Raw genomic sequence first — 19,390 nt, 5'->3', positions numbered from 1 at the left:
TTACAGCCCACCTATGTTCCGAATCTGACCATCAGGGCAGTGATTATGCCGCTTAGAAGCCGTCTATCCCTCCTTATGACTTCCGTTTGCTTCCTCGTTTTGGGAGCCGTCGTCAGCCAGGGAGCGACCTACCGAGAACTGATCGAGACGGATAGTCCGGTCTTGTACTTGTCCTTTGACGCGGACGAGCTGGGTAAGATCCAGAACGAAGCGCCAGAGGGGCCCCAGTTTTCGGCCGCCGAACATGGCCCGCTCAAGCTGACCGTTGGCGCCGCGGCGCCGCAATATCCGCTGTTTGACGTCAACAATCGGGCCCTCGAACTGGCGAAAGAGCCGGGCCGCTATGTGATTGAAGATCCCGGCGCCGAGAGCCCGCTCGACTTTGCGGCCGGCGATCCGATCACGATTGAAGCGTGGGTCTCGCCGCAGCATCGCGCCGGCAGCTACTTCTACATCATTGGCAAAGGTCGCACCCACCGCGCCGGGTTTTCGCCCGACAACCAGAATTGGTCGCTGCGCCTTTGCGGCAACAGCTCGGTCGGCATCAGCTTTTTGTATCGCGACGCCGACAACGCGAGTTATCACCGTTGGGATAGCGAACAAGTGATCGCCGTCGGCGACGGTTGGCACCATGTCGCGGTTACCTACGTCTTTGGCGAAAAGGGTTCGCTGCACGGCTACGTCGACGGTCAGCCGGTCAAAGGCAAATGGGACATGGGTGGCGACACCGGCGCAGCGCCGCTGGTCGACGATGACCAGGTCTGGATCGGTTCGGCGATGGGTGGCCAGGCTGGCAGCTCGTTCCATGGTCAAATTGACGAAGTCGCGCTCTATCGCAGCGTCCTTCCGGCCGACGCGATCAAGACGCGTTTCCGCTACGAAGCGCCGAAGCCGACCTTCGACGTCGCTCAGCTTCCGCTCGACGCCGTGCGGGTCGAATTGTACGAAGGAATCCCGAATCGTAAGTCATGGGACTTCCGTGAGCCCCGGTTTATCGAAGCGTATGAGATCCCGGCGTTCGCCTTCCTCGACGCTCGTCAGAAGTACAATGGCGACGGCGTCCGGGTCGATCGTCCGAATCCTTATTTGCTGCGTGCGGCAGGTCGAGTGACGTTGCCCGAAGGGGAACATCGTCTGCTGGTTCGCTCCCGCAATTCGGCTCGCGTCTTTATCGACGGCGAGTTGCAAGCGACGACGCCGTTCCACAACATCAGCGGCTCGGCCCATGGAACGGTGTTCGATCCCGATCGATCGCTGGCGCCCAACATCCGCCCCCTGGCTCGTGGCGATCAGGAAAAAGTGATCACGATCACCGGCGACGGGAAAGAGCATGTTGTCGCTTACGAGATGATCGTCGGCGGCGGCAGTCGTCGTCAGACCTTCGGCGAATCGTCGGTCAGCCTCGCCACGCCGGAGGGAGACTTTCACCTGTTGTCGCCGCTGGACGAATTCCAAATCGCGGTGACCGATGAGACGTGGCTGCCGTTCGCCGCGGATCAGCGACAAATGTATCGCGACCTTGATTTCCGCCGTCGCGCCGAAATTGACGAAGCCCGTCCTTACTGGGAAAAGCGTCACGCCCATGCGAAAGAATATGTCGCCGGGCTCGAAGCGATTGAAGTTCCGTCGCTCGCCGATCTGGCCGATCCGTACAAGAAAGCGGTTCACGGCGACATCGACCACTTCCTGAATGTAAAGTTGGCCGAAGCGGAAGAACCGCCGACCGGCCCGATCAGCGACCTGGCGTTCCTCCGCCGCTTGTCGCTCGACATCGTCGGACAGATTCCTTCGCCGGAACTGATCGCCCAATACCAACAGCAACCCGCAGGCGAGCGTCGCACCTGGGCGATCAATCGCCTGTTGGCCGACCAAGGCTGGGCCGACAACTGGGTTGGTTACTGGCAAGACACGCTGGCCGAAAACCCGAGCCTCGTGAAACCGACGCTCAATAACACCGGGCCTTTCCGCTGGTATTTGTACGAAGCGTTCCTCGACAACAAGCCGTTCGATCGGATCGTGACGGAACTGGTGATGATGGAAGGAAGCGCTCGTGTGGGTGGCGCGGCCGGCTTTGGAATCGCTTCGCAAAACGACTCGCCGATGGCGGCCAAAGCGTTCGTCCTTGGTCAGGCGTTCCTCGGCGTGCAGATGAAGTGCGCTCGCTGCCATGACGCTCCGTATCACGATATCGCCCAAGCCGACCTTTTCGGCATGGGAGCGATGCTCAACCGGAGCCAGATCTCGGTGCCGAAATCGAGCACCGTGCCGGGCGGCGGACGCCAAGGAACCGTAAAGTCGGTCTTGAAGCCGGGCGAAAAGATCTCGCCCCACTGGGCCTTCGAGCAATTGAAAGCGGCTCCGGATGAAGCGTACCTGAACGACGCCGACGATTCGCGCGAACAACTGGCGCTGCTGATGACCGCTCCGGAGAACTCCCGGTTCGCCCAAGTGATCGTCAACCGCGTTTGGCAGCGTCTGATGGGACGCGGCTTTGTTGAAATGGTCGACGATTGGGAAAACGCCGATCCGACTCACCCGGAACTGCTCGAGTACCTGGCTCGCGACTTTATCGCGCATGGATACGACATGAAGCATCTGACGCGACAAATCGTCTCGTCCGACGCCTATCAGCGGAGCACGGTTGAGCCGTCGCCGTTTGGATTTAACTTTGCCGGTCCTGCGACGCGACGAATGACCGCCGAACAGGTCGTCGACTCCCTCTTCGCGGCGTGCGAGAAACCGCTCGACGCGGGGTCGCTGAACATTGATATCGATGGCGCGCTAAACGCCGATATTTCGACCGACTTCGGCGTGCCGGTACGAGCGTGGGAATTCGTCTCGCTCACGAACGAGCGGGATCGCCCTAGCCTGGCCAAGCCGTTCGCCGCTCCGTTTGTTGTGACGTTGGAGTCGTTCGGTTGGACTGGATCTCGTCAGAATCCGATTGCCGAGCGGGAAAAGGAACCGAACGTTTTGCAACCGGCGATTCTGGCCAACGGCGAGTTGGGCGAACGCTTTACCCGTTTGAGCGACGACAACGTCTTCACCAAAATGGCGTTGGAAGACGTCACGCTGGACGAGTTGACCCGTCGGCTCTTCCTGCGGGTGTTGACCCGTGAGCCGGACGCGGAAGAGTTGGCGATTTTCCGCGAACTGCTTTCGCCTGGTTTTCAGGAGCGACGCGTCGATGCGCCGATCGTGAAACGCGATCCGTTGCCGCGCGGACTGGTCGCCTGGACCAATCACTTGAATCCTCGTGCGAACGAGATTGTCGTCGAACTGGAACATGTCGTGCGGAAAGGGGATTTGCCGACGCAGCGTCTGACGCCCGAGTGGCGCACCCGAATGGAAGACGCGCTCTGGGCGTTGTTGAATACGCCGGAATTCGTCTTCGTTCCTTAGTCGCTACTCACTCCATTCGCCTTCCACCAAGATCAAAACAAGGACGCCTGCTGATGTCCATGCACAATACCAATCGACGCGACTTCCTGAAGCAATCGGCCGCTGCGGCCGGCGCGCTCGCCATGGCCGGCGGAGTTCCGCTGTTCGCCAATGAAGGCGAAAAGGCGCATCCTGTCGTGCCGATGGGGAAAGCCGAGCATTGCATCATGGTTTGGCTCGGCGGCGGCGCCGCCCAGATTGATACCTGGGATCCGAAGGCGAAAGGGGACGCCAAAGCGAAGAAAGCCGGCGGCTATTACGACGCGATCGATACGGCTGTCCCCGGCCTGCAGGTCTGCGAACATCTGAAGCGCTGTGCGCCGTTGATGGAACGGTTCAATCCGATCCGTACCGTCAATCATGACGTGATCGACGAACATGCCGCGGCGACCAATCAGATGCACACCGGCCGCAACACCTCCGGCACGATCGTCTATCCGTCGATTGGTTCGGTCGTCGCGTACCAGCGCGGCGCGGCCAGCGATGTCGCCCCTCCCTACATGCTGATCGGTTATCCGAACGTCACTCGCGGTCCCGGCTTTCTGGGCTCTAGCGCTGGTTACGTCTATCTGACCGACACCAACCAAGGCCCGAACGGCCTGGCTCGCATGCCGCACATTTCGGACACTCGCGCCGCACGTCGTGAGGACGTTCTCGACAAGCTCCGCAGCCGTTATCTGACTAAGGCCGAAGAGAAGAAGCTGGTCACCGACTACGCCGAAGCGGGTCAGGCGGCGCTCCGACTCTCGGGCCCCGAATTCATGAAGGCGTTCGATCTGAAGAATGAACCCGACTCGCTCCGCAATAAGTACGGCGGCGAGTTTGGTCAACGCTGCTTGTTGTCGCGCCGCCTGGTCGAACGGGGCGTTCGCTTCATCGAAGTGTCGCACAATTTGAACTTCGTCAACGGCACCGGCTGGGATACGCACAACGAAGGCCAGCTGAACCAGCACTTGCTGATTCAAGAGTTGGACGGCGCTATTTCAACGCTGGTGACCGACCTGGAGGAGAAAAAATTGCTCGACAAGACGTTGATCGTCATCTCGAGCGAATTTGGTCGCCCGGCCCAATTTGACGGCGGCGGCGGTCGAGGTCATCATGGAGGAGCCTTCACGGTTGTCCTCGCTGGCGGCGGTTTACAAACCGGCAAAGCGATCGGCGTGACCGACGAACTGGCGATGAAGATCGAAGATCGCCCCGTTTCGGTCCCCGACCTGTTTGCGACGATTTACCAGACCCTCGGCATCAACCCCTACGAAGAATTGTACGCCGGCGACCGCCCGGTCCCGATCACCGACGGCGGACACCCCATCGCGGAGCTCTTCAGCTAAGATTCACACCACTCGCGCACGCACTACGCCGCCGCTCATGCGAAGTTTTTTCGTGTGGGCGGCGTTAGTCTTTCTTGGTCGCCAGCTTGCTAGAAATTTTCGGCCGACGTTTCCGACAGTCGCTGCGCGAAGTCGAGCAGCATGTCGGACTGTGCCAGTCCATCGCGCAAATCGTCAGGCGTTCCGCTCCAGCCCCAATAGGCGCCGGCTAGTTGTCCGCAGACGGCGCCGGTCGTGTCGGCGTCGTCGCCGAGATTGACCGCACGCAGGACCGCTTCGCGAAAGTCGGCGGCGTCATGCATCGCCCAGAGAGCCGCTTCGAGCGATTTGACGACGTACCCGCTACCTTCGATCTGCGGCGGGTGAAGTTGGCGGAACGAGCCTTCCGCTACCGCTTCTACTTCGGGGTGCAGCGGATGAAGTTTGCGCAACGTCTCCAGCGGCGCCCAGTCGCTCGCCAAAACGACGTCGCGATCTTCGCCATTAATCAAGCCGGCGAGAACGAGCGCGAAATAGCGACACGCCGACAAACATTGTTCACTGGCATGCGTCGGCAAGCTCGACTCGGCCGCCAGCTCAACGAGACGCGCAACGTCCTTCGAAAGCAAGGCGGCGGCGACCATCGGCACCGGCGCTAGTCGCATGATCGATCCGTTGCCGCTGCTGTACGAAGAAGGATCGCCGCTGGTACTGCCATCGGCGCTCCGTTCATAACGCTGCAGCGCCGCGCGGGTCGCGTTGCCAATATCGAAGCAGCGGCCGTTCACCGAGTATTCGCCGTTGCGATACCACTTCAGATAGCGCTCAGCCTGATCATTCAGATCCCAGCCGACCGACAAGATCGAATCGGCCAGCGCGAGCGCCATGCTCGTGTCGTCGGTCCACTCTCCGGGATCGAGTCGATGCGGTCCGTTTCCGCGATATTTGGTAACCGGCGGAAAAGAACCAGGCGACATGAATTCGACGGCGGCGCCAAGCGCATCGCCGACGGCGAGTCCCAACAGGCAACCAATTTTTCGATCCGCGTTCGTCATGTGAAGAATCTCCGACGGTTAAGAGCTCGCGATACGCAATTAGAGTATCTCGATTGACTTTTTTTCACATCCGCTGGTTCGTTAATTCACTTTAATTGCGTCAGGGTTTTTCCTATTACCAAAAGTTATCGCAGACATAGCGCATTAGGCACTTGTCGGATCGGTCTGCAACGCGTCATGATAGTAGGACATATCCAACAGCCAATCCAGTCTCGCCGTAGCGAGAAGGTTCCGGCGAATAGAACACATTCGGAAACGGAGACAAGTATCATGAGCGTATTGGTCACGAAAGAAGCCCCCGATTTCAAAGCCACCGCGGTGACCGAAACCGGCGAGTTCAAAGAAGTCAGCATTTCGGATTACAAGGGCCAGTACGTTCTGCTCTTCTTCTATCCGCTCGACTTCACCTTCGTCTGCCCGACGGAAATCATCGCCTTCTCGGATCGCATCGAAGACTTCAAGGCGCTCGGCGTCCAAGTTCTCGGTTGCTCGATCGACAGCCACTTCTCGCACTTGGCCTGGCGCAACACGCCTCGCGGGGAAGGGGGTATCGGCGACATTCAATACCCGCTGATCGCCGATCTCGATAAGAGCATCGCGACCAAGTACGACGTTTTGCTGCCGGGCGGCATCGCGCTTCGCGGCTTGTTCCTGATCGACAAAAACGGCGTCGTCCGTCACCAAGTGGTCAATGACCTGCCGCTGGGTCGCAGCGTCGACGAAGCGCTCCGCATGGTCAAGGCTCTGCAGTTCTTCGAAATCAACGGCGAAGTCTGCCCGGCCAACTGGAAAGAAGGCGCCCGCACGATCAAACCGACCGTGAACGATTCGAAAGAATTTTTCGGCGCCGAATACGCCGGCTAGATCGATTGCGCGGCTCACGCCGCAATCGATTCGACGTATCGGTCACGGATGAACCACGAAAAAGGCGTCGGCATTTGCTCCGACGCCTTTTTTTACCTATATCCCAATAGCGAGTTCTCGCAGGGGATATTCCTCAATTCCCTCCCCACCCGACCTCTCTTGTTCCGCCTAGGAGATTCTCCCATGAAACGCCTTCTAACGGGCGCGCTAGCGATCGCGTTGATCGCTGGTTCCACGACTCTATTTGCCGACAAACCGGCCGCGAAATCGAACAAAGTTACGCTCGGCGATCCGTCGCTGACCGCCGGCATCCCGGGCGAAGGCCCGCTGGAAGTCGCCGACATCGAAAAGTACCTCGCTGATCCCGCCAACAGCGAAACGTTGGAAGTGGAGCTTCCCTACGGCATCGCCGCTCAAGCCGGCAACATCACCGGGCTCGACAAGAACCCGATGACCCGCGCCAAGATCGAACTTGGTCGCCAGCTCTACTTCGACAAGCGTCTCTCGGTCGATCAAACGGTCAGCTGCGCCGATTGCCATCATCCGAACCATGGCTGGGCGAAGGAAACGCAATTTGGCGTCGGCGTCTTGGGTCAGGAAGGGAATCGCAACTCCCCGGTCAGCTTCAACCGCATCTTGAGCGGTCCGCAGTTCTGGGACGGCCGCGCTGCGACGCTTGAAGACCAAGCGATCGGACCGATCGCCAACCCGATCGAAATGGGCTTTACGCATGACGCCTGCGTCGCCGATCTGAACAAGATCCCCGGCTACAAGTTGGAGTTCAAGAAGGTCTTTGGCGACGACAACATCACGATCGAAAACGTCGGCAAAGCGATTGCGACGTTTGAACGAGCCGTCGTCACCGGTCCGGCGCCGTACGATTACTACGAAGTGCAGCGCACCTTCGAGAACCAACTTGGCGACGACATCAAGTTCCTGAAGGAAGATGATCCGGATCTGTACGAAAAGTATGCCGCCGCCGTGAAAGGCGCCAAGGAGATGTCCCAGTCGGCTCGCCGCGGTCGCGAGATCTTCTTCAGCGAAAAAGGAAAGTGCACCGCGTGTCACGCCGGCGCTAACTTTACCGACGAGCTGTATCACAACCTGGGCGTTGGGATGGACGTCGAAAAGCCGGATCTCGGCCGCTATGAAATCACCAAGGAAGAAAAGGACAAAGGCGCCTTCAAGACCCCGACCCTGCGTAACATTGCTCAGACCGGCCCGTACATGCATGACGGCAGCCAGAAGACGCTGATGGAAGTGGTCGAATGGTACGCCAAGGGAGGCCACCCGAATCCGTACCTGAGCGACAAGGTGAAGAAGCTCGACCTGACCGAACAGGACAAGAAGGACCTGGTCGCGTTCATGGAAGCGTTGACCGGCGATTTCCCCACGGTCGAAACCAGTCGCTTGCCGAAGTAGTTTCGGTTGGAGAAACGTACGAGAAAGCCTGCTCCAAAAGAGCAGGCTTTTTTTATGCGCATTTCGCCGCTCGTTCTTCCTCATTAATAGCCCGAAGCGCGAGCGAGGGAAATGCGGTGGGAAAAACATAGAGTGCGAAAAAAAGAAAGAGTACGAGCCGCTTCACTCTTCGTTCTTAGGGTAACGTTGGTCGATACTTCTTGGCCGCATTTCCCTCGCTTGCGCTTCGGGCTACTAAAGAAATGGGGCTTGCGCACGCGGGGGAATAATCGCGGATTCGCATTTCCGTAATTTTTTTCCACTCGCCTCGAACCTTTTGCCCGCTACGTCGTCTACCTATTCGTACCGCTTGTGCGACTGCCGCTAGCGGGCTCCTAAAAACGAAACCCAAAGCTTTTGCGAGTAATACTTTCCGCCATGACGTTTATGCAGCGACAACCCGAATGCGATCTGACCTCAGGCAATTGTCTGATGCAATCGTTGTACCTCGATTTTCGCTGGTGACGCGGATGACTTGCGCGGATGTTCTGCACAAGCCCGGGTCGCCTTAGACGCCGGGCTTTTTTTGTGCACTTTGGACGAGTAGCTGAGACGGAGTAGCGTCTGGCTGAAAACCAGAAGACGGAGATTCGAGCGCTCCCTCGTCCACTGTCAGGAGATTGACGATGAATAGCCAACCCCTGTTTCAACAAGCGATCGCCGCCTGCTTTGAAATTCCCAGCCGGCCGGCGATCCGCTCGGCTCGGATCCGTTTCCGGGGCGGCGCTGATCAGCGTTACGCCGTGGTGCTGGGACCGCAGGAAGCGGACGAGCCGCAGCGTTTACAGTTCCGCGGCGGCCAAGAGTTGGACGTCGATCTGCGTCCCAGCGGTATCGGCGAGGACGCCTTTGAACTGCGACTCGGCGGCGGACGCCGCGCCTTAGAGGTGTCGGCCGACTACTTTGACGTGATTTAGCGACTGACGCGGCGCGCTCCAGTGGTGGGATGATGCGGGGGGAGCGCGCCGCGAGGTCCGAAACGACGTTTCGGCGATTTTGATCTTTGACAATTCGGTTCGTGATTGATGTTGCGAGAGGTTCGCTGTTGGTAGTGATGCCTGACTTTGAATCAGGTTGACGCTGGTTCGATTCCAGCTCTCGCAGCCTCGTAGGATCCGCTGTGCGGACCAAATGCGATGACCAATTTAACTCTTGTCCAACACTAGCCCGAGGCGCAAGCCGAGGGAATGCGTTGGGAAGATCGCTGAAAGCGGAAGAAAGAAAGTGACGCCGCTTTCGTCATTCTGGTTTCGACATTGCGTCACGGCCGCTTTCCCTCGGCTCGCGCCTCGGGCTAGTGTGCTGCGGTGCGACGCATCGGAGATCCTACGAAAAAAACGCCCCTGTAGAGCAGCCCGGAGTGCTCGCCGCTTTGTCACGGCGGAGGTCGCAGGTTCAAATCCCGTCAGGGGCGCTGCAGAAAAAGCGGTAACAAATTGCAACAGTTTCCGCTCAATTAATTAGGCACGGTACGCAAACCTTGGCAAAGCGGCGAAGCTCAGAACTTCGTGACTTTGTGAGTTCGACTCTCACTCGTGCCACTACAACTATGCGTCGGCTGGGCATCGGCGAGCCCCAGTGGCTGTAAACCACTCGTTTTCGAACTGTGGCGGTTCAACTCCGTCCCGGCGCACTCCCCTTCCCTTCACAACTTTTCATTGCGGACGAGCCGGAGCTCGACGAAGTCTCATAAGCTTCGGGCAGCGGGTTCGACTCCCGCGTCCGCGACTTATAAATGCCTAATGTCTAATGACCAATGTCTAATGCCGGAGCTGTTGCCCCGCGCTTCGTCGAAATGTCTTCTGTTTTAGACGCCGCAATCCGCCTTTTTTCGCTCGTCTCCAATATTCGGGATGCCGCAGCGAATAGTCGTAGGATGCTACGAAACGTCGTTAGACATTAGGACTTAGGCATTAGTCATTTCCTCTTTTCGGCTTGCGAGTGTGTTGGATTCGCACGCGATCCCGCGAAGGTCGTAGGCCAGGTTCGACTCCTGGGTGAGCCGCTTTATTTCAACGTCGCCGCTGATGGCCAGCCGACCGTCTGCAAAACGGTTTGAACCGCGGGTTCGATTCCCGCCGACGTTTTTTTGATGCAAGCATAGAGAAGCGTGATGCTCCGGCGGCGCGGCGGCCTCTTGTTCAGATGGGCCGACCCTGTTCCGCGAATACGGGTTCGACGGTCGCGTTTCTCGTGTGGTGTCCAATATGAGGACGTCGGCTAAGGAAGCCGGTAGCGGGTTTGAATCCCGCCCACTGCTCCCCTGGTGCGCCAAGAGCGCGCCAGACCATTACCGTTAGCTCAATTGGTAGAGCACCAGACAAGCAATCTGGAAGTAGCAAGTTCGAATCTTGCACGGTTCACAACCGCCTGAAGGGATGCGACTTTCCCACGATCAGTCGTCGACGCGGCGCCTTGTCGGTCAACGCAACTACGCCATTTGGCTTCGGCCGCCTGGTGGAGATGCCGAGAATGACGATCGCTTTGTCGGCGGCGCCATTTGCTTGCGGCTCTGCGGGACGAACGGTCCGCATCGAAGCCGCCTCTGGCCGAACTCTGCGGCCGGCACGCCTGGTTCTCCTTTCGAGGAGACGGGTGCGCACCAAGCAGGACGACGCCGTTGGCGCACGGTGCGCACCGACGATCCCCCGTTGCAAAAGATGGGATCGCGGCGAACGTTCGCCTCCTGGAAGGCATTTTTCGTACACGCACAATCACGACCGAATTGAATTTCGTACTTTTCACCCATTTGTTTTTTTAGGAGCCGATTCCGATGCGTTAATCGACGAGCGGAACAGGAGTAATGACGACCATGAAATTCTACCAGCAAGTTCTCATTCAAACCTACGAAGCGGGTCTGCACTTTGTCGACGGCGAGTTTGTCGGCGTGCTCGCCCCAGGTCGTCATCGACTGTTTGGAATCCTCCGCAAGCAGCAAGTTGACGTCGTCTCGCGCCGCGATCCGTGGCTGCGTCACGACAAGCTCGACGTCATCGCGCGTAGCGGCAAGCTAGGCGACCAGGCGGTCGTCATTGACTTGACCGAACACGAGCGGGCGATCGTCATGATCGACGGTCGTTTCGACCGGATCCTGAAGCCAGGCCTGTACGTCTACTGGAATGGTCAGCGGAAGGTCGAGATCGAGCGCTACGACGCGCGGGATGTTCGTCTGCAGCGCAACCACCTATCGCGCATTGCGCGGGAGCCGTTGGTTCGCGCGGCGCTCGACGTCTGCGAAGTGCAGCGGTTCCACCGGGGCGTGCTGTTCTACGACGGTAAGTACGTAGAGACGCTGGAGCCTGGCGTCTATGCGTTCTGGCGCGAAACGGTCGACGCTCGCGTCGTCGAGATCGATCTGCGTGAGCAAACGCTTGACGTCGCAGGTCAAGAGATCATGACGGCCGACAAGGTGACGTTGCGGCTGAACCTGGTTGCGACCTACCGCGTGGTCGATCCGCTGAAGGCGGCGGCTGCGACGATTGACGTAGCGCAGGCCCTGTACCGCGAAACGCAGCTGGCCGCACGGGCGGTCATCGGCGCTCGCGAGCTGGACGTCTTCTTGGCGGAGAAGGAAAACGTCGCCGATGAGATCGCCGCGATTACGCGCCGCCGGGCCGAAACGCTCGGTTTGGAGCTGATCACGGTCGGCGTCCGGGACGTGATTCTGCCTGGCGAGATGAAGGACCTGCTGAACAAGGTGACGCAGGCCAAGAAGGCGGCGGAAGCGAACCTGATCTTCCGACGGGAAGAGACGGCCGCAATGCGCAGCCAGGCGAACACCGCACGGCTATTGGCCGAGAACCCAACGCTCATGCGGCTGCGTGAGCTGGAGGTCTTGGAGAAGATCGCCGCCGAGGGCAAGTTGAACGTCGTGGTCGGCGAACGCGGTTTGGCCGATCGGATCGTGAACCTGTTGTAAATCTGAAGGGCGTCGGGAGACCTTGGTTTCCCGGCGCCTTTTCCGTTTCTTGATTCCTCCTGACGAAGAGCGGGCCATCGGGTAAATTTGGAGGCGTTCGTTCGCTCCAACTATCTTCTTTCGCAATTGCGATTCCTTATGCCCACCCTGATGATCGTCCTCCGCCGCGAGATTCCCGACATTCTTCCCTACGTCCATGGCGAGGCGCTGACCGAGCGTGAAGATGATCTGACCGTAATCGCGCGGGCGCTGGGAGTGACGCCGCTCGCCGATTTCTTTGGCCAAGGCGCCGACGAGACCGACTTCTTTTTGGATGACGAAGACGAACTGGGGGAAGAGTTCGACCTCCCTCAGGAAACCTGGTTCGCGGCGGCGGAAGGTTTGGCGACGATCGCCGCTTTGCTGGCGCATGTAATCGCGCAGCCGAACTGCGTCGGCGACAGCGACAGAATCGCAATCGAACTCCGCGAGTGGCAAGCGCTGCTCAAGCGAGCCGAGCGGCACGACGTGAAGTGGCACGTCGGGGTCGACTTCTAGCGGGCGTCCCTCCTTTCCCGCAAAGACGAACCCCCAACTTGAGAAACGGGAGCGGAATTGGCGCAAATGGCGGCCTAATAGAGAGAAAGTCGCGACAAACCGCGTTGAGAAGAAACTATCTGGAAATGAAGTGGGACGTAGAATGAACGGTAGGCGGTCCGGAACCCGCCTCCTGCCTTCCTTGATTGCCCTCCCCACCTTCGCCAGAAATAGTCATGCTGCGAACCAAGATTGTCGCGTTTTGCACTCCGTTTGTTATCACCCTCGCGTCGCTGGTCGCGGCCGCTGATCCGACTCCGCAAGAGGAGATTGACCTGCTCGTTCCCCAGGCGATGAAGATCCTGGAGAAGTGGGAGCAAGAAGAACCGGTCGCCGGCAATCGCAAGCTGCACGTCGTCTACTGGACTCCCAACGATCGCGAACCGGCCCCGCTCTATCGCGAGCGTCTGTCGGCGATCCTGCTCGATATCCAAAACTTCTACGCAACCGAGATGAAGCGACTCGGGTTCGGCGAGCGGACGATTCAGTTTGATCTGAAAGAGGACGGCCTGGTTAACATTCATGTCGTGACGGGGGAAGGTCCTTACGCTCAATACGACACGCCCGATGGTCGACGCATTCGCCAAGAGTGCGTTCCTCCTCTGCGTGAGGCCGGAATCAATCCGGACGAAGAGACGATCGTCATCTTCTGCAACATGTCGAACTGGAATCCGGAAGAGCGGACCATTCGCCAGAACAGTCCCTACTACGCTAGCGGAACGCCGACTGGCGGCAACGCGTGGCAAGTCGATTCGCCGATTCTCGACTTGCAGTCGCTTTCCAACAAAGGAGACAACGTTCGCGACGGTCAGTACGGAAACATCTCGATCGGCAAGTACAACTCAATTTTCATCGGCGGCGTCTGCCATGAACTGGGACATGCGCTGGGACTCCCCCACTGTCAGCAGCGTCCGGACGAACAGCAGATGTTCGGCACCGCGCTGATGGGATCGGGCAATCGCAGCTACGGCGACAACCTTCGCGGCGAAGGTCGCGGCACCTTCTTGACGTTGGCCAATGGCTTGAAGTTGGCTTCGCACCCGCAGTTTTCCGGTTCGATCAAAGGACTCAGCGCGAAGAGCGACGCGAAGGTCGACATCGTCAAGGTTGAAGAAGTGGACGGCGCGGTGCAACTGACCGGTCGCGTTACGGCGAATCCGCCCCCCTATGCCGTGCTCGGATATCTCGATCCGGACGGACATAGCAACTATGACGCGTTCACCGCGGTCGCCGTGCCGAACGAAGCGGGCGAGTTCACGTTGCGCTATCGTCCGCTGAAGCCGAATTTTCACGGCCGGATTCGGATCGACGTCTGCCAGGTGAACGGCGCCGCTTCGACCTATGCCGGCGACAGCTCGCGTTGGGGCTTTGACCTGACGACCGATGGAAAAGGGAAGCCGCAGCTGCACACGATCCAGCAAAAGCTGGAACTGACGCTGCTGATCGAAGCGGTCAAGTCGCGCGACAAGAAGCAGATTGCTGAGATTTGCGAGAAGCTGCAAGGCTCTGGCGACTCGCTGGTCGCCGAAGTCGCCAAGCGTTTGGCGGCGCCGCGCGAAGCGAAACGTCCCCACATCTCGCCTCTCTACGTGCCGAAGGAAGTGACCGAAGTTCCGCTTTCCGATTGCCAACCGGAGACGGCGCATGTCGGCTATGGTCCTCCCGCCTACGATCACGCTCCAAACGATCAACTGCTGCTGGAAGCTCGCGGCCGAATTTTCCGCCACGGCATTTGGGCGCATGCTCCGGCGCAGCATACGTACGACCTGGGAGGCGCCTGGCAGAATTTCTCGGGAACGGTCGGCATCGCCGGAACGCGCGGCTCGGTCGTCTTCGTGATCAACGCCGACGGCAAAGAACTCTACCGCAGCCCAAAGATCGAACCAGGGCGGCTACATGACTTCTGGGTCGAAGTGGTCGACGTCGCACGGCTGGAACTGGTCGTCGAAGATGGCGGCGACGGCAAGGACAACGACTGGGCGATGTGGCTCGAGCCGGTTCTGGGACGTTAGACCACGATCCCCTGGCGACCGCATTGTTGGGTTGCGCTTCGCTGCACCCAACCTACGAGTTGAATGCAGAATCTACGACGGCGGCGGAGTTAATTCGCCGCCGTTTCCGTTTTCTCGAACTCGTAGTAATTCCACGCCGGGCGATATTCGGCGGTCAGTTCTTTTTGCATCAGGATGTCGCGGACTAGCGAGACCGGGGCGAAGTTCTGCTGCATGATTGCGTCGTGGAACTGGCGATCGGTCATCTGGCCTGAATCGACCAGCTGGCGATGGAGCGAACGGAACTGCAAGCCGCCGAGCATGTAGCCTGCCTGGTAAAGAGGCGGATAGCCGGTTCCGACCGAACGCCGCACTTCGGCCGCGGCGTTCGCTGGTTCAAAGCCAACTCGCGCGACCAGCAGATCGACGCATTGCTGCGGCGTCAGCTTGCCCAGGTGAAAGCCGAGCGAGAAGGTGATTCGCGCACAACGATGCGAACGCCAGACCAGGAAGCCGATCCGATCTTCAGGCGACTTGGGAAAGCCCTTGTCGTAGAGGAGCATTTCCCAGTAGAGCGCCCAGCCTTCTAGCCAGAAGGGCGTGCGGAACGTTTCGCGATAGGAGCGATAGCGATCGTTCATGAAGCCCTGCATGTGATGGCCAGGGATCAGTTCGTGATGGACAGTCGCGCGGGCGAACGGGATGTTGTTGCCGCGCAGGCTTTGCAGCTTGTCTTTGTGCGTCATCGTGTCGGTCGGAAACGACACGCTGATCACTTCGCCGCCGGTGAAGAAGGGATTCACGAGCTGCCGCTCCGGCGTCATCATTTCCATCCGCCAGGTCTCTTCGGCGAGCGGCGGAATCGACATCAGCTCCTGCTCTTTCAAAAACGCGATCGCTTCGTCAGAGAGCATCTTGATCAACTGCGGCTGCTCGCCAGGGGCGACATGCATCCGCTTCACCTTCTCGACCGCCGCTTGCCAATCGTCGCCGCAGCCCATCTCGCGCGACGCCTTCAAAATCTCAGCGCGGCACCAGGCATATTCCTGCTCAGCGATTTCCATCAATTGTTCGGGCGAGTAGGGAATCATCTCGTGCTGCAGTTCGAGCAACAGTCGCTCGCGTCCAACGGGGATTCCCTTGATGCCGCTTTCGTCAGCGCTTTCCGAACCAAGCGTATCGACGCCGCGGCTCTTTAGATCAGCGAGTTGGATTTGATAGTCGAGTTCATTCTTGAAGAGGACGTAGTCGATCTGCTCGTCATGCGAGAGGCTTTCGAATTGGAATTGATCGAGCGTTTCCCGCCACTGGGCGAACATCGCCGCACGTTCGCTGTCGCTCATCTCCTTGTTGCGTCGCCCGCCCCAGTGTGAAGCGTCTTGGCGATAGACGCGAATCGCCGCTTCCAGACGTCCGACCGGCGGCGCCAAGAGCGGCTCCATCGCCGGTGCGTCTTGCACCGCCGGAGCGGCGGCGACAATCGCTTGCAGGGCTGCATCGTCCGGCGCAGGGCTCGCCATTTTCACGTCGTTCTCTTTTTGTTCCGGCGCAGCCGATTTCAACAATTCGACGTAGGCGGTCAGTTTCGCCTCAGCGTCGGCCATCGGCTGTTTCACCCACCAGGTGAAGAGCGGATCGTAGCTGTCGTAGAATTGATACCATTCCAACAGCGCCGCTTGCAATCGCATCGCGCGGTGATAGGCCGAGACGACCTGTCGCGGTTCGTACGAAGCCAACTTGGGAGCGATTTGCTGACGGGCCATTTCGGTTTGCTCGGCGATGCGCACGACGTCGGCCGCCGCTTGTTGCGGATCGATTTTTTCAAACGCTTGCCGGGCTTCGACCAGCGGAATGATCGTCGGGGCGAAGGGGAAGAGCTCCGCCAACTCGGTCGAATCACGCTGGTCGTTGGCGACTTCGTCCAAGCGAGAGGCGACTTCGCCACGCAAGTGGGCGAATGGCTCCTGTTCTTCCGGCGTCAGGTTCTTCACGTCGTACGCGTCGAGCTTTTTCAGCCAATCGCTGTAGAAACTGAGCATCCGCTGCTGACGAGCGGGAGATTCGCGGAGCGTGTAGCGGCGACGGAGGCTTCCCTGGTCCGCATTGAAACGTTCGGTGAGCCGGCCGACCCGATTGGCGGCGCCTTCGATTCGCTTCCAGTCGATCGCATAGTCCGGCTGCGGGGCTTTCGTCTGGGCGTTGTGGTTGGGACGTTTCTCGTCGAGCAGATGTTCGACAAAGAACTGATTGCGACGACGGCGGCCGTAGGAACCGCCATCCGAATGTCCCAGGCCTGGGATGACCAACAGATCGAAATCTTTGTCCGCTTTGATTAGCGCATCGGCGAAACGAAGCGTCGACTCCGGCGGAACGTTGCTATCCATCTCGCCGACGATCAGCATCAGCGAACCTTGCAGCTTGGCGGCGTTGTCGATGTTCGAGCAGGCCGAGTACTGCGGACCGACCGGATAGCCCATCCATTGTTCGTTCCACGAAGCCTTATCCATCCGGTTGTCATGACACCCGCATGACGCGACGGCGACCTTGTAGAAGTCGGGATGGAACAGCACCGCCGCAGCGGCGTTCTGTCCGCCGGCCGAGGTGCCGTAGATGCCGACGCGCGACAGATCGAGCCCCGGCTCTTTTTCGGCGACCGCTTTCAACCACGCGATGCGATCCGGGAAGCCGGCGTCTTTCAGGTTATGAAAGCAAACGTCATGAAACGCTTTCGAGCGACCGGCGGTTCCCATCCCGTCGAGCTTCACGACGATGAAACCGAGGTCATGCAAATCGCGATAGTATTCCCGCGTGCTAAAGTTCTTGGGAGTGTGAAAGTCATGCGGTCCGGCGTAGATGTCTTCGATCACCGGGTACTTCTTGATCGGATCGTAGTCGCGCGGCAAGTAGATGTTGCCCCAGATGTCGGTCTGGCCGTCACGTCCTTTGGCGACGAACGCCTGCGGTAGTCGGAGGCCATCCGCAAGCAGCTGCGAAATGTCTCCCTCTTCGAGCGCACAGACGAGCGACCCGTCGCTCGCACGGCGCAGCTCGTGCTTCGGCGGCATGTCGACGCGCGAGTAGCGATCGATCAGATACTTGCTGGTTGGCGAGTAGTGAATATCGTGCGTGCCGTTCCCGTCGGTCAGCGCCGTCAGGCCGGTTCCGTCGAGATTGATGCGGTAGTATTGCACGAAGTAGGGATCTTGTCCCGCGTTCATGCCGCTGGCGTGAAACCACATTTGTCGCGACTCTTCGTCGATCCGATCGATGCCGCGAACGACCCACTCTCCTTTGGTGATTTGGTTTTTCAGCTGGCCCGACTTGGCGTCGTACAGATAGAGATGCCGCCAGCCATCTTGTTCGGAGCAGTAGATGAACTCATCATCGCCGAGCCACGTGATCGGGCGAACGCCATTCCCTTCGGTATGAATCGTCCAGATGAACGTCTTCGATTTTTCGTCCACCAGATTGCGAACGCCGCCGGTCCGCAAGTTGATTTCGACCAGGCGGAAACGTTGGTGCCCGCGATCGACTTGCTCGTAGGTCGCCGTTTCGCCATGAAAGCGGAGCCGCGGCATGCCGAAGTCGACCGCATCGGCGTCGCAGGGGATCTCCTGCTTTTTGGCGACGTCAAACAGGTGCAGTTTGAACGCGTCGAACTTGTCGCCGGGAAGAGGATAACGATCGGTATGCAGTCGGGCCTGACCACCTTCCTTGGGAGAAGACTCGACGCGATGGACTTCCGTTCGATCGCCAGGGGTGATCTTCATCGCGATCAGCGTCTGCGAGTCAGGCGACCATTGCAACTGACCGTACGAAACCTGGACGTCTCCGTCGGAGGTGAGGGCCGTCTCTTCGCCGCTTTCGGCATTGCGAAGAATCACGTTGCCATCGCGAATCGACGCCGTCCACTTACCATCGGGAGAACGGTCGCGCGGCGTACGATCGCCGCGTGAGGGACCACCCCGAAAGCGACGCTCGGTACGCTGGATGGTCGCGGTGGTCGCATCACGCGCCGCTTTGAAGATGGAGACGACTTCTCCCTTGAGCGTCCGCGCTTCCCAGACGTGTCCCGCGTAGGTCTGTTGCGCCCGCTCTTCGCCAGGACCGAGGATACCGTACGGCGCGGGGCTGCCTGAGGTGTCGATCCAGAGGATCTCCACGGGTTCGTTGAGACGATTACGAAACGTCAACGTCATCGACGATTCCGAGTGTTCGCTCGGAGAGCGCGTCATGCGGCGTTCGGTTTCTTGTTCAGTCTTAAACAGTGCGGCGTCGGCCGGGGTCAGCGCGTAGGTCGTCAGGTCGCAGTTCCACGATTTGTCCCCCGCCTGGAAGAAGATCTGTTGTGCGTCGTCGGAAAAGAAAAGTCGTTGTAGCGGCAACCGATCGGCCGCGGCGTTGTTAACGCCGGCCGCAGCGAGCGCGGTCGCGAGGCGAGCATGATCGAACGCCGCGCGGCGCTCCCCTTTCTCGGCGTCGACCAGCACGTACTCTGATTTGCCGTCGGCGAGATCGTTCTTGTACCAGCAGTAGGCGTCGCCGGCGAACCAGTGAGGGCGAATCTCAAGCTTGTAAGCGGCCGGACGTTGGGCGAATGTCGAAGCGGCGCAAAGTAACAGACAACTAACTGCGGCCAGACGCAGTCTTCCCGAATACGACATCCACGCGCTCCTACGGTTGCGTCGATTGAACAAAGGGGCTGACCTTAATTCTAAAGCCAGCCGTCTGGGGGGCATTTTGCGGGGGTGAGGAAACAAGTTTCCGCAGTTC

At 59.2% G+C, this 19,390-nt stretch carries 10 protein-coding genes and 7 tRNA genes; 15 read left to right on the top strand and 2 right to left on the bottom strand.

Going from position 1 to position 19,390, the window contains the following annotated elements:
• Positions 1–75: 75 nt before the first annotated feature.
• Together LOC68_RS13920 and LOC68_RS13915 are read left to right on the top strand one after the other, a co-directional pair.
• Complete coding sequence (locus tag LOC68_RS13920) at positions 76–3,402, top strand: DUF1553 domain-containing protein (RefSeq protein WP_230219717.1); 3,327 nt, start codon at positions 76–78, stop codon at positions 3,400–3,402.
• A 53-nt stretch (positions 3,403–3,455) separates the two neighbouring features.
• Entirely contained in the window at positions 3,456–4,772 is a 1,317-nt protein-coding gene (locus LOC68_RS13915; protein ID WP_230219715.1) for a DUF1501 domain-containing protein, read from the top strand.
• 89 nt (positions 4,773–4,861) lie between these two features.
• Here the strand turns inward: LOC68_RS13915 and LOC68_RS13910 are convergent, their stop codons facing one another.
• Positions 4,862–5,806, bottom strand: coding sequence for an ADP-ribosylglycohydrolase family protein (locus LOC68_RS13910; RefSeq protein WP_230219713.1), 945 nt, complete (start codon positions 5,804–5,806; stop codon positions 4,862–4,864).
• Between the two features lie 270 nt (positions 5,807–6,076).
• Here LOC68_RS13910 and LOC68_RS13905 point away from each other — a divergent pair, with 270 nt between their 5' ends.
• From LOC68_RS13905 to LOC68_RS13845, 13 genes are all read left to right on the top strand, one after another.
• Positions 6,077–6,670 carry a peroxiredoxin gene (locus LOC68_RS13905; RefSeq protein ID WP_230219611.1) on the top strand — a complete coding sequence of 198 codons (594 nt, stop codon included), beginning with the start codon at positions 6,077–6,079 and terminating at the stop codon, positions 6,668–6,670.
• A gap of 183 nt (positions 6,671–6,853) precedes the next feature.
• Complete coding sequence (locus LOC68_RS13900; RefSeq protein ID WP_230219609.1) at positions 6,854–8,092, top strand: cytochrome-c peroxidase; 1,239 nt, start codon at positions 6,854–6,856, stop codon at positions 8,090–8,092.
• Positions 8,093–8,668: 576 nt separating this feature from the next.
• Positions 8,669–8,740 (top strand) — tRNA-Phe (locus tag LOC68_RS13895).
• A gap of 17 nt (positions 8,741–8,757) precedes the next feature.
• The gene (locus LOC68_RS13890) at positions 8,758–9,048 is read left to right on the top strand and encodes a hypothetical protein (protein WP_230219607.1); all 291 of its coding nucleotides are present in this window, start codon (positions 8,758–8,760) and stop codon (positions 9,046–9,048) included.
• A gap of 112 nt (positions 9,049–9,160) precedes the next feature.
• Positions 9,161–9,235, top strand: a tRNA-Gln gene (locus LOC68_RS13885).
• A 235-nt stretch (positions 9,236–9,470) separates the two neighbouring features.
• Positions 9,471–9,545: transfer RNA gene (locus tag LOC68_RS13880), tRNA-Asp, on the top strand.
• 49 nt (positions 9,546–9,594) lie between these two features.
• Positions 9,595–9,672 (top strand) — tRNA-Leu (locus LOC68_RS13875).
• A gap of 10 nt (positions 9,673–9,682) precedes the next feature.
• Positions 9,683–9,764, top strand: a tRNA-Tyr gene (locus LOC68_RS13870).
• A gap of 381 nt (positions 9,765–10,145) precedes the next feature.
• Positions 10,146–10,218 (top strand) — tRNA-Cys (locus LOC68_RS13865).
• A gap of 205 nt (positions 10,219–10,423) precedes the next feature.
• Positions 10,424–10,494: transfer RNA gene (locus LOC68_RS13860), tRNA-Ala, on the top strand.
• 440 nt (positions 10,495–10,934) lie between these two features.
• Positions 10,935–12,050 carry a slipin family protein gene (locus tag LOC68_RS13855; protein ID WP_230219605.1) on the top strand — a complete coding sequence of 372 codons (1,116 nt, stop codon included), beginning with the start codon at positions 10,935–10,937 and terminating at the stop codon, positions 12,048–12,050.
• A 138-nt stretch (positions 12,051–12,188) separates the two neighbouring features.
• Positions 12,189–12,587 carry a hypothetical protein gene (locus LOC68_RS13850; RefSeq protein ID WP_230219603.1) on the top strand — a complete coding sequence of 133 codons (399 nt, stop codon included), beginning with the start codon at positions 12,189–12,191 and terminating at the stop codon, positions 12,585–12,587.
• A gap of 215 nt (positions 12,588–12,802) precedes the next feature.
• The gene (locus LOC68_RS13845) at positions 12,803–14,638 is read left to right on the top strand and encodes an NPCBM/NEW2 domain-containing protein (protein ID WP_230219594.1); all 1,836 of its coding nucleotides are present in this window, start codon (positions 12,803–12,805) and stop codon (positions 14,636–14,638) included.
• Between the two features lie 89 nt (positions 14,639–14,727).
• On the opposite strand, the gene LOC68_RS13840 is transcribed toward LOC68_RS13845, so the two are convergent.
• The gene (locus LOC68_RS13840; RefSeq protein ID WP_230219592.1) at positions 14,728–19,281 is read right to left on the bottom strand and encodes a DUF885 family protein; all 4,554 of its coding nucleotides are present in this window, start codon (positions 19,279–19,281) and stop codon (positions 14,728–14,730) included.
• Positions 19,282–19,390: the final 109 nt, after the last annotated feature.

Origin of the sequence: Blastopirellula sediminis, assembly GCF_020966755.1 — a bacterium.
GTDB lineage: Bacteria > Planctomycetota > Planctomycetia > Pirellulales > Pirellulaceae > Blastopirellula > Blastopirellula sediminis.
The sequence above is the reverse complement of the archived record's forward strand: the minus strand, read 5'-3'. Positions and strand labels throughout refer to the sequence as shown.